Origin of the sequence: Duganella fentianensis (assembly GCF_009857835.1) — a bacterium.
Lineage (GTDB): Bacteria > Pseudomonadota > Gammaproteobacteria > Burkholderiales > Burkholderiaceae_D > Rugamonas > Rugamonas fentianensis.
The window spans coordinates 1-11,138 of the sequence record NZ_WWCL01000012.1; the positions used below are offsets into that span (position 1 = coordinate 1).

The following is an 11,138-nucleotide window of genomic DNA, read 5'->3' on the forward strand; positions in this document are numbered from 1 at the left end:
ATTGCTGCTGGGTCGCTCACTCAAAATACTGACAGTTCGCTTCTTTTACGAAGCGTCCTATTTCATTTATTTCTTGTGAACATTTGATATTTTTTAAGTATCACGAAGACTAGCTTCGTGTGCACTTTCATCAAACATCCACACTTATCGACTGTGAATTTTTAAAGAACTTGTCTTTGGTACTGCTTGCTGCGAAGCGTTGTGTCCGTCAGCGAAGAAGAAAGAGTATGAAGCGTTTAAATCGTTTCGTCAACCCCTTCTTTTTTTCTCGTTCGACTCAGCGCTGGGCGCTGTGTTTTGCGAGGGGGCGAACTATAGCAAAGACCTCGCCACTTCGGCAAGGCCTTTTTTTTCAAACACCTCAGGCCAGCATCTGATCGATCAGTTCTATCCAGTGCCCCACCGGCGTGCTGGTGCCCGACTGCAGATGGCTCTGGCATCCGATATTGGCCGAAACAATGCGCTCCGCACCCGTCGCCTCCAGATTGGCCAGCTTACGGTCACGCAGCTGGTGCGACAGTTCCGGCTGCAGTACGGAATAAGTACCGGCCGAACCGCAGCACAGATGGCTGTCGGCACACAGACGCACATCGACACCGACAGCGCGCAGCAGATCTTCCACTTTGCCGCGGATTTTCTGCGCATGCTGCAGGGTGCAAGGCGGATGGAACGCCACCGGTCCTGCCGGTGGGCGCTGCTTCAGCAGAGCGACCAAAGCTTCCTGCTCGGCGCACAGCACTTCGCTTACATCGCGCGTTAACTCCGATACCCGCTTGGCCTTGGCGGCGTAGACGGGATCGTCGCGCAGCAGATGGCCATATTCCTTCACCGTGGCGCCACAGCCGGATGCCGTCATAAGTATCGCTTCTGCACCCGCCTCGATCAGCGGCCACCATGCGTCGATATTGCGGCGCATATCGTTCAGACCACCATCATGGTCAGCCAGATGGTAACGGATGGCGCCACAGCAGCCGGCCCGTGGTGCCACTACCAGTTCCACACCCAGCGCGGCCAGTATGCGCGCCGCAGAGCTATTGATATTGGGCGCCATCTCCGGCTGCACGCAACCATCGAGCAACAGCATCTTGCGTGGCATGGCCTGCTGTGGCCACGCACCGGCGTCCGGTACTGGCTGCATCTTCTCGGCCAGCGAATCCGGCAGCAGTGGCCGCAGCATGCGTCCTGCTTTCATCGCGGGGCTGAACAGCCATGGACGTGGCAGCGCTTCTTTCAGCAGCAAGCGCTTGTAACGCGCAGCGGCCGGACGTTTCACCTGCTGTTCGACGATATGTTTGCCGATATCGAGCAGACGGCTGTACTGCACGCCGGACGGACAGGTGGTTTCGCAGTTGCGGCAGGTGAGACAGCGATCCAGATGCAACTGGGTACGCTCCGTTGCGGGAGCACCTTCCAGCACCTGCTTGATCAGATAGATGCGGCCACGCGGACCATCAAGCTCGTCGCCCAGCAATTGGTAGGTAGGACAGGTCGCCGTACAGAAACCACAATGCACGCAGGCGCGCAGTATGGCTTCGGCTTCGTCGCCGTCCGGCGTGTTTTTGAATTGTGCTGCCAGATTGGTTTGCATGATTACAGATCCTGATACATGCGACCGCGATTGAAGATGCCGGCCGGGTCGAAATACTGTTTGAGATTACGGTGGATATTGTGTACGGCTGGCGCCAGCGGCTGGAATACGCCACTGGCCTTGTCGCCACCACGGAACAGCGTGGCATGGCCACCCAGCGCCTGCGCGCGGCTGCGCATGGTCTGGGCGTCAAAGTCGCCACGTATCCAGCGTTGGGAGCCGCCCCATTCGATCAGCTGATCATGTTCGCCGAACTCGCCCAGCACTTCGGCGGTCGATGGCAGCGACAGACGCCACAGCGGCATGCCTTCCAGACGCACGGCATCGAGCAGTGGATGGTGCTGCTCGCGCAGATCGGCCCACCAGTGATCGGCTACGCTCGCATCGAGCACCTCGCCTCCAATATGGCGCACGGCCGATGCCACCGCTGCTTCCGCGCCGGACAGGCGCAAGGTCAGCGCGCCACCATGCCAGCTCGATGCCGACAGCGGCAATGGCTGACCTGCCCATTTATTCAGACGCAGCAGTGCATCGCCCTGCGACAGCTCCAGCCGCAGCGTCTTTTCCGCCACCGGCTTGGGCAGCACCTTCAGCGATACTTCCAGCACCAGACCTAGCATGCCCATGGAACCCGCCAGCAGGCGCGAAACATCATAGCCCGCCACGTTCTTCATGACCTGGCCGCCAAAGCGCAGCGCTTCGCCGCGACCATCCATCAGAACTGCGCCGAGCACGAAATCCCGCAACGCACCCGCAGTGGCGCGGCGCGGACCAGACAGGCCAGAGGCCAGCATGCCGCCTACGGTAGCACCCTCGCCAAAATGTGGCGGCTCAAAGGCCAGCATCTGCCCCTGTGCAGCCAGCGCCTGTTCGATTTCACGCATGGGCGTGCCACAGCGGGCTGTCATGACCAGCTCCGTGGGTTCGTAGGCGATGATGCCGCTATAAGCGCGCGTATCCAGAATATCTCCAGCCGCCGGCTGGCCATACCAGTCCTTGCTACCACCACCACGTACACGCAGCGGCTTGCCATGCACGGTAGCGTCGACGATGCGTTCGCTAAACTGCTTTACCTGATCTTCCATCGTCATGCGTTCACCTGTTTGACAAATTTGAATAGCCCGCCGCGCGCCTGCCGCTTGCCATAGGCAGCGCAGCGGTCCAGCGTCGGGATGGCCTTGTTCGGATTGAGCAGGAAAGCGCCATCGAATGCCCGCTTGACGCCGATGAAGGCTGCAATCTCGCTGACTTCGAACTGCTCGCACATGGAATCGATTTTTTCGATACCCACGCCGTGCTCGCCCGTGATGGTGCCACCCACGGCGACGCACAGGGCCAGAATCGCTTCGCCGAACTGCTCGGCGCGATTGAATTCACCGGGTGCATTCGCATCAAACAGAATCAGCGGGTGCAGATTTCCGTCACCCGCATGGAATACGTTAGCACAGCGCAGGCCATAGGTTTTCTCCATTTCCGCTATCCCGACCAGCACTTCGGCCACGCGCTTGCGCGGAATGGTGCCATCCATGCAGTAGTAATCCGGCGAGATGCGGCCTGCCGCAGGGAAGGCATTCTTGCGGCCCGACCAGAAGCGCATCCGTTCCGCCTCGTTCTGCGAAACGGCGATGGCATTCGCGCCGGCGCGGAACAGCACTTCCGACATGCGACCGATTTCTTCTTCCACTTCTTCCTGCAAGCCATCCGATTCGCACAGCAGGATCGCTTCGGCATCGATGTCGTAACCGGCACGAACGAATGGCTCCACCATGCGGGCACTGGTCTTGTCCATCATTTCCAGACCGGCCGGAATAATCCCTGCTGCAATCACAGCCGCCACAGCATCGCCGCCACTGACCACGTTATCGAACGAGGCCATGATCACCTTGGCGACAGGCGGCTTGGGTATCAGGCGCACCGTCACTTCCGTCACCACACCCAGCATCCCTTCCGAGCCGATGAACACGGCCAGCAGATCCAGCCCCGGCGCATCCAGTGCGGCGCCACCGAGTTCGATCACTTCACCTTCGATCGACACCATACGCACGCGCATCACATTGTGCACGGTCAGGCCGTACTTCAGGCAGTGCACGCCGCCAGCGTTCTCCGCCACATTGCCGCCGATAGTGCAGGCAATCTGCGACGATGGATCGGGCGCGTAATACAGGCCATGCGGCGCGGCCGCTTCGGAGATCGCCAGATTGCGCACACCGGGTTGCACCCGCGCCGTACGCGCCAGCGGATCAAGCGCGACGATGCGGCTCATCTTGGCAGTCGAGATCACGATGCCGTCCGCGATCGGCATGGCGCCACCGGACAAGCCAGTACCGGCACCGCGCGGCACGATGGGCACCTGCAGCTGGCGGCAGACCTTGAGCACGGCGATCAGCTGTTCCTCATTCTGCGGCAATGCCACAGCCATAGGCAGCTGACGGTAAGCCGTCAGGCCGTCACACTCGTAGGGTCGGGTATCTTCCTGCTCGGACAGCAGGCATTCGGCTGGCAGTACGGCACGCAGTGCGGCCAGTATGGCCTCGCGCTGGTGCTGCTGCAGCGGTGGTGCTTCGGTAGGCGCGTTCATGTTGGACTCTGGATGCTAAAAAGTGGCACCCAGTGTAGCCATCAATAACGCGCGTCTGCGGTGAAAAGAATTAAACGGCGCGATGCAGATTTTTCACGCATCGCGCAACGAGTCCGGATAGGCCGCCATCATCCAGTCGATAAACAGCTGAACCTCAGGGCGGGTGCGGCTTGTCTGCTCATACACCACGTAATAGGCATGCGGTGGCGCTTCCAGACGAATGTCGAAAAGCTGCACCACTTCGCCCTTGGCGATCATCTCCTGCGCAAAATGTTGTCGCGTAAGTCCAACACCATGGCCATGTTTGATGGCTTCCAGCAGCAGCCCCAGATCATCGACGCGCAGTGCATCCATCGGTTCCGGCCAGTCCAGGCCTGCCTGTTCGAACCATGGCTTCCACTGTTCCAGCGCGGAGCGCAGCAGCGTGGCCTTCTGCAGATCGGCTGGCGTGGCGATGCCGCCTATGCGCTCCAGATAAGCGGGACTGGCGACAGCAAATGCCGGTTCGCCGAACAGCCGTGTCGTCACCATGTCCGGATACTTACCGGCGCCGAAGCGCACTTCCAGATCGGACTCGTTGAGACACAGATCGTACAGCGGCACAGAGAGGAATACTTCCACCACGATGTCGGGATGGGCTTCGGTAAATTCGGCCAGGCGCGGCATCAGCAGATAGCGCGCAAAAGTCGGCGGCACGGTGATCTTCACGCGCGGCTGGGCCGACAGTGTGCGATGCGGCAGCGGGAAATCCGTCAGCGTGCGCAAGGCCTGCACTACCACATCGAGATAGCTGCGGCCAAAAGCAGACAGCGTGAGGTTGCGGCCATCACGGATGAACAGCCGGTCGCCGACAAACTCTTCGAGCAGACGGATGCGGTGCGACAGCGCGGAAGGCGTGATGCACAGCTGCTGGGCTGCGACCGCAAAAGAACCGGCCCGCGCTGCCGCCTCGAAAGCAGACAACGCATGAACCGGAGGAAAACGTCTAGGCATGAAAACCACCTCTCACAAACCCGCAGCCTGCAGGCCAACAATTACGCGCAAAAAGCACAAATGCCAGCGCGTGCCACGGAAAACCGTGACACGCGCTGGCGTTAGGCAGGCGGGACTGATGCCCTGATTTAGTGCGGGATCATGCCGGTGAATACATACGCCTGCAACACCGTCATAATACCAACGATCGTTGCAAACAACAGGCTATGTTTGAGGGTAAAGCGGAACAATTCCGATTCGCGGCCCACCAGACCGGTCGCAGCGCAGGCTACGGCGATCGATTGCGGTGATATCATCTTGCCAGTCACACCGCCCGTGGTATTCGCGGCCACCAGCAGCGTATCGGAAACATTGATCTGGTGCGCCGTGGTATTTTGCAGCGAGCAGAACAGTGCATTCGACGAAGTGTCGGAACCGGTCAGGAATACACCCAGCCAGCCGAGGAATGGCGAGAAGAACGGGAAGGCAGCGCCGGTACCAGCCAGCACCAGAGCCAGCGTCGAGGACATGCCCGAGTAGTTGGCCACGAAAGCGAAGGCCAGCACCAGACCGATGGACATGATAGGACGACGCAGTTCCACTACGGTGTCCGCCAGTGCACGCACACCAGCCATAGGCTTGAAGCGCAGCAGTGCCATCGAGATCAGGGTGGACAGCAGAATCGCGGTACCTACAGCCGACAGCAGGTCCAGCTTGAACACAGCCTCATAGGCTTTAGGTGCGGACACGATAGGGGTCATCTTCATAACCATCTTGTCCAGATACGGTACGTGGAACTTCAGCACGGTGTTGGCCAGTGCGCCGGTGCCGTTGAACAGCGCTTTGAACTGCGGCAGACTCCACACCGTTACCACGGCGGTCAGAATACCGAACGGTGCCCAGGCACGCACGGTCTGTGCGGTGGTGTAAGGCGAAGCTTTGCGCACATTCGGAGCCGCACCATTGGCAGCCTGACCGCCGAAGGTGGACATGGCTGCGGTACCGCCGCCCATCGAGATGGCGCTACGGCCGCCGGCTTTGGCGCTGGCAGGCTGCCAGACTTTCAGCAGCGCGGTCAGCGATGCCAGACTTACGAGAGCCGAAGTAATATCAGGCAGTTCAGGACCGATGAAGTTCGAGGTCACGTACTGGGTCACAGCGAAGCTACCGCCGGCAACCAGCGCTGCAGGCCAGGTTTCTTTCACGCCGCGGGTGCCGTCCATCATGAACACCAGCCAGAATGGAACAGCCAGCGACAACAGTGGCAGCTGACGGCCAGCCATGGCGCCGATGTTCATCGCATCCAGACCCGTTACCTGGCCAGCCACGATGATAGGAATACCCATCGCGCCGAAGGCCACTGGTGCGGTATTGGCGATCAGGCACAGACCTGCTGCGTACAGCGGATTGAAGCCCAGACCTACCAGCAGTGCCGAAGTAATCGCCACAGGTGCACCGAAACCGGCCGCGCCTTCGAGGAAGGCGCCGAACGAGAAGCCGATCAGCAGCATCTGCAGACGCTGGTCATCGGTAATCGACAGCACGGAAGCGCGGATGATATCCAGCTGGCCGGTACGCTCTACCACTTTGTAGAGGAACACGGCGCTGACAATAATCCATGCGATCGGCCAGATGCCGTAAGCGAAGCCGTAACCGGCAGCAGCCAGTGCCTGCGATACCGGCATGCCGTACGCGAAGATGGCAACCGCCAGCGACAGCAGCAGCGTGACCGCTGCGGCGACGTGGCCTTTAATCCGTAGCACGGCCAGTGCCACGAAGAAGAAAATGATGGGTACTGCGGCCATCAGCGCGGATAGCGCCAGGCTGCCCATCGGGTCGTAAATCTGATTCCAAGGTTGCATTAAGGTCTCCTCCAAAGGTACAAGTATTCTGCTGTGGCGACTTATGCCGCTTCGCGTGGGTAGTGCGAAAAGTTGCAACGAGTGTACGGGGGTGCAGCGTGAAATCGGTGGCAAACAAAGATGAAATGAATTAGTCGGGCGGTTGAAAATTATTCACCGCCGCGTTTGCCACCTCACGCCTACTCGGCTTGCCCCCTTTCCCGCAGCAATTCTGCGAGGCTGCGCGGGGCAGGTTTCAGGGGCGTACGGTGCTGTGTCCAGCCTAGCTGGCTGCTTGGCGCGAAGGCGCGCAGGCGCGTGGCAGCCCAGCGGAACCAGCGGTACACGCTAGGCCGGGCGAAGGCGCCACTCCAGAATCGCCACACCAGTTGTTCGCTACGGCTATAGTTGGCGCCCTGTCCGCGTAGCGGATGCGCAACACTTTGTTCGGGATCGCGGTTGGCCTCCGTGCGCAAGCGCACGAGTAATTGAGGTATCGGTATGCGTACAGGGCAGACTTCGCCGCATGCACCACACAGACTGGAAGCTGTAGCCAGGTCTGCCGTCGCGTCGAGGCCCAGCAAATGCGGTGAAATGATTTTGCCTATCGGGCCAGGATAAGTCGTGCCGTAAGCATGGCCGCCTACCCGCGCGTACACCGGGCAGTGGTTCATGCAGGCGCCGCAGCGTATGCATTGCAGGGTCTGGCGCAACTGCTCATCGGCGTAGGCTTGCGTGCGCCCATTATCGAGCAGCACCAGATGCATTTCGCGCGGACCATCAAGTTCGCCAGCACGGCGCGGCCCCGTGATCAGATTGAAGTAGGTGGTGATCGATTGTCCCGTGGCCGAGCGCGTCAGCAGGCTGGAGAGCGGCACGATATGCTCCAGACTGGCGACCACTTTCTCCAGCCCCATCAGAGCAATGTGCACATCAGGCACGGTCGTCGACAGACGGCCATTGCCCTCATTCTCCACCAGCCAGATAGTGCCCGTATCGGCTGCAGCGAAGTTCACGCCGGACAGGCCGATATCCGCATCGACAAACGCCTGCCTTAAAGCGCGGCGTCCCGCCTGGATCAGCGTATCCACATCTTCCGTATAACTCATGCCGGGAATGTGCTGCTCGAACAGTGCGCCGATATCGGCCTTGGTTTTGTGCACGGCAGGCATGACGATGTGCGAAGGCTTTTCCTCAGCCAGCTGGACGATGTATTCGCCCATATCCGATTCCACACATTCGATGCCGCGCTCCGCCATGTAGTAATTGAGCTCGACCTCTTCACTGGCCATGGATTTGCCTTTGATGATGCGGCGTGCGGAGCGGCGTTCGGCTATGCCATGAATGATAGCGTTGGCTTCTTCAGCCGTTTCGGCCCAGTGCACCTGCACGCCGTTGGCCTGCAGATTCGACTCCAGTTGCTGCAGCAGTTGCGGCAGATTGGCCAGCGCATGGCGGCGCACCGCTTCGCCCAGATCGCGCAGCAGCTCCAGCTCATCCTCATCAGGGAACTGGCTCTTGCGCTTGGTCTGCAGGAAGTCCATGGCGCCACGCATACTGCTGCGCAGCTTGCCATCCTGCAGAGCCTGATCGACACGGGTACGGAAGTCTGCGGGCGAGACAAAATTCAATGGTGCGCTACTCATGCTGCGCCTCCCTGCTCCGTTACGTCGTCGATAATAATCAGCCACAGCGCACGCGGGCCGTGCGCTCCATAGGCCAGCGTCTGCTGGATGTCGGATGTTTTAGATGGACCGGAAATCATAACCAGATTGGTCGGCATGCCATTGCTCCAGCCTTCGCTGCGGGCGGCAGCGTGCATGTCGGCGTACAGCGTGCTGGCGTAGACCAGCGCGATATGCAGCGGAGGCACCAGCGATACCGTGCGCGGCGTGCCGGCATCCGGCACCACGATCAGCGTGCCGGTAGCAGCGATACCGGAGCGCGCCACGGTAAAACCGGCATCGATCGAATTGAACAGCTCGGCCTTCCATTGCTCTATGGGCTGGGTATAGGACTGCGTCTGCACTGACTCAGGCAGGGCTGCAGCCAGTGCAGCCCCCTCATTGCGGCCATGATCGAGCAGCAGGCGTTTGACGCCGGCTTCCGCCAGCTTCTCTGCCAGCAGTTGCGGCCAGCTCTGAGCGTCGGCGCGCCAGACGTCGGTCCGTACGGAAGCCATCACGCTTTGCAGACGATCGGCGAGCTGTTTAGGGCTGGCGCTACGCAGTGCGCTTTCGGCGTAGTGCAGATCTATGCTGTGCTGCAAAGCGGCGGCATCATGCGTCGGTGATGGCGCAGCAGCGCGCAGCTTGCCTAGTATGCGTTCGCGGGCGGTCATCGTGCTCATGGGTTCAGGCTTTCATCCGCATCGGTGCCGTTCACACGGCGCCACAGGAAACTGGCCATGTGCTCGACCTCGAGCGGCGCGCCCTGATACTTGGCGGCATGGCCGATATTCAGCAGGCAGCCGCAGTCGGCCGACACCACACGCTTGCTGCCCGTCGCACAGGCCGATGCCACCTTGTCGCGTACCATGGCGCCGGAAATGTCCGCATGCTTGAGCGAGAAGGTACCGCCAAAGCCGCAGCATTCCGATTCATGTTCATGTTCGACACGGGTAACACCTGGCAACGCATCGAGCAATTCAACGCCGTGCACGCGGGTACCCATCTCGCGGCGGGCGCCGCAGGAAGTGTGCAGCACCACGCGCTCGGCATCCTGCTCGGGGACGCCGGGATAGCTTACCTTCATTACGCGCAGCAGGAATTCGCTCAGTTCGTAGATGCGTTCGGACAGGGCACGCGCCTTTTCAGCCACTTCAGGCTCATCGGCAAACATGGCCGCCCAGTGGTGACGCATCATGCCCGCGCAGGAACCAGAAGGAACGATCACTGGCCAATCATTCGGAAACAGATCCAGCTGGGCGCGCACCACGGCACGCGCCTGCTCCGGATTGCCGCTGCTGTAAGCCGGCTGGCCGCAGCAACTCTGGCCGCGCGGGAAGTGCACGGTGAGGCCTTCGCGTTCGAGCAAACGAACGGTATCGAGGCCAGCTTCTGGCATGAACAGATCGATGACGCAGGTACCGAACAGATACACCTGTCGATCTGCCGGCGGTTTGGGATAGTGGCGGGTTTCCAAGACTGGTCTCCTAGTTTTGCTTATTTGGCGGGCAGACGCCATAATTCCCGCATCGCGAAATCGTCGCAAACTGGTAGGACCAGTACTGTGACAGGGGAACAACAGCATGAAATCACTAGGGTTGGTAGAAGATGTGCAGCGGCAGCTGGAGCAGGCGCTGCTCGACGGGCGCTATATCGCGAATAGCCGTTTGCCCTCCGAGCGCGTGCTGGCAGAACAGTTCGGAGTCTCGCGCAACACTGTGCGCGAAGCCACCCAGCGTCTGGTAGCACGAGGACTGTTGCGCAGCCGGCCCGGTGCAGGCGTGTATGTCAGCGATCAGTTACGCACCGGGGCCGCCAGCCCATGGGGGCATCTGGTGGCAGACCATCCGGCAGTGCTGGCCGATGTACTGGAATTCCGCCGTGTACTGGAAGGCGCTACCGCCTATTACGCTGCCCAGCGTGGCACAGCGGAAGAACATCAGCGGATACGTGATTTGCTGGTGGAGCTGGAACTGGCACGCGCCGAAGAAAGAGCAGCCGACGAAGCCGCTGCCGATGCACAGATGCATGAAGCCATCGCATTAGCCTCACATAACAGCATGTTCCTGCATCTGCATGCCAGCGTGCTGGGCATACTGCGCGAGCACATCACGCTCAACGGCACCAATCTGCGCGCACTGGCTCCCGATGTATCCGGCCAATTACTGCAGCAGCACAGAGCCATCTGTCAGGCCATTTGTGCCCGTCGGCCGGAAGCTTCACGCACCGCCATGCAGGCCCATATCGACTACGTCATCAGCATGCTGGAAGCCGAGTAAAACATCGTCGTAAAACCGACTGGTCCAACCAGTTGCATCGTGGTTTTTCGGCGCCCAAAGCAAAAAACCCCCAACGGCCAAAAAGGCTGAAGGGGGTTCTTCTTAATAACTAGCTTGACGATAACCTACTTTCACACTGGTTGCAGCACTATCATCGGCGCAGAGTTGTTTCACGGTCCTGTTCGGGATGGGAAGGGGTGGGACCAACTTGCT

9 protein-coding genes and 1 rRNA gene are annotated in these 11,138 nt (G+C 60.2%); 1 reads left to right on the forward strand and 9 read right to left on the reverse strand.

The window, feature by feature from the left end; translation table 11 throughout:
- Positions 1 to 361: 361 nt before the first annotated feature.
- The 8 genes from glcF to GTP23_RS22240 all read right to left on the reverse strand — a co-directional run bounded on the left by glcF (position 362) and on the right by GTP23_RS22240 (position 10,123).
- Positions 362 to 1,588 carry a glycolate oxidase subunit GlcF gene (glcF, locus tag GTP23_RS22205; RefSeq protein WP_161037137.1) on the reverse strand — a complete coding sequence of 409 codons (1,227 nt, stop codon included), beginning with the start codon at positions 1,586 to 1,588 and terminating at the stop codon, positions 362 to 364.
- 2 nt (positions 1,589 to 1,590) lie between these two features.
- Positions 1,591 to 2,679 (reverse strand): glycolate oxidase subunit GlcE, encoded by a 1,089-nt coding sequence (glcE, locus tag GTP23_RS22210; protein ID WP_161037138.1) that lies wholly within the window; start codon positions 2,677 to 2,679, stop codon positions 1,591 to 1,593.
- A complete protein-coding gene (locus GTP23_RS22215) occupies positions 2,676 to 4,166 on the reverse strand; it encodes an FAD-linked oxidase C-terminal domain-containing protein (protein WP_161037139.1) in 1,491 nt (496 codons plus the stop codon). Before GTP23_RS22215 ends, glcE begins: the two co-directional genes overlap by 4 nt.
- Positions 4,167 to 4,259: 93 nt before the next feature.
- On the reverse strand, positions 4,260 to 5,159 hold the full coding sequence (locus GTP23_RS22220) for a LysR substrate-binding domain-containing protein (protein WP_155436873.1): 900 nt from the start codon (positions 5,157 to 5,159) through the stop codon (positions 4,260 to 4,262).
- Positions 5,160 to 5,287: 128 nt separating this feature from the next.
- The gene (locus GTP23_RS22225; RefSeq protein ID WP_161037140.1) at positions 5,288 to 7,000 is read right to left on the reverse strand and encodes a lactate permease LctP family transporter; all 1,713 of its coding nucleotides are present in this window, start codon (positions 6,998 to 7,000) and stop codon (positions 5,288 to 5,290) included.
- A 179-nt stretch (positions 7,001 to 7,179) separates the two neighbouring features.
- Positions 7,180 to 8,625 (reverse strand): LutB/LldF family L-lactate oxidation iron-sulfur protein, encoded by a 1,446-nt coding sequence (locus tag GTP23_RS22230; RefSeq protein WP_161037141.1) that lies wholly within the window; start codon positions 8,623 to 8,625, stop codon positions 7,180 to 7,182.
- Positions 8,622 to 9,329, reverse strand: a complete 708-nt coding sequence (locus GTP23_RS22235; RefSeq protein ID WP_202412315.1) for a LutC/YkgG family protein — start codon at positions 9,327 to 9,329, stop codon at positions 8,622 to 8,624. Before GTP23_RS22235 ends, GTP23_RS22230 begins: the two co-directional genes overlap by 4 nt.
- A complete protein-coding gene (locus tag GTP23_RS22240) occupies positions 9,326 to 10,123 on the reverse strand; it encodes a (Fe-S)-binding protein (RefSeq protein ID WP_161037142.1) in 798 nt (265 codons plus the stop codon). The genes GTP23_RS22235 and GTP23_RS22240 overlap by 4 nt, the downstream gene beginning before the upstream one ends.
- A 106-nt stretch (positions 10,124 to 10,229) precedes the next feature.
- On the opposite strand from GTP23_RS22240, the gene GTP23_RS22245 reads away from it, so the two are divergent.
- The gene (locus GTP23_RS22245) at positions 10,230 to 10,925 is read left to right on the forward strand and encodes a FadR/GntR family transcriptional regulator (protein ID WP_161037143.1); all 696 of its coding nucleotides are present in this window, start codon (positions 10,230 to 10,232) and stop codon (positions 10,923 to 10,925) included.
- Positions 10,926 to 11,037: 112 nt separating this feature from the next.
- Here the strand turns inward: GTP23_RS22245 and rrf are convergent.
- Positions 11,038 to 11,138: ribosomal RNA gene (rrf, locus tag GTP23_RS22250) — 5S ribosomal RNA — on the reverse strand; the annotation flags it as partial.

Excerpts from the sequence above, each read along its gene's own strand:
- GTP23_RS22225 (WP_161037140.1), bottom strand. The coding sequence starts at position 7,000 with ATGCAACCTTGGAATCAGATTTACGACCCGATGGGCAGCCTGGCGCTA.
- GTP23_RS22220 (WP_155436873.1), bottom strand. The coding sequence starts at position 5,159 with ATGCCTAGACGTTTTCCTCCGGTTCATGCGTTGTCTGCTTTCGAGGCG.
- GTP23_RS22235 (WP_202412315.1), bottom strand. The coding sequence starts at position 9,329 with ATGAGCACGATGACCGCCCGCGAACGCATACTAGGCAAGCTGCGCGCT.
- glcF (WP_161037137.1), bottom strand. The coding sequence starts at position 1,588 with ATGCAAACCAATCTGGCAGCACAATTCAAAAACACGCCGGACGGCGAC.
- GTP23_RS22245 (WP_161037143.1), top strand. The coding sequence starts at position 10,230 with ATGAAATCACTAGGGTTGGTAGAAGATGTGCAGCGGCAGCTGGAGCAG.
- GTP23_RS22215 (WP_161037139.1), bottom strand. The coding sequence starts at position 4,166 with ATGAACGCGCCTACCGAAGCACCACCGCTGCAGCAGCACCAGCGCGAG.
- GTP23_RS22230 (WP_161037141.1), bottom strand. The coding sequence starts at position 8,625 with ATGAGTAGCGCACCATTGAATTTTGTCTCGCCCGCAGACTTCCGTACC.
- glcE (WP_161037138.1), bottom strand. The coding sequence starts at position 2,679 with ATGACGATGGAAGATCAGGTAAAGCAGTTTAGCGAACGCATCGTCGAC.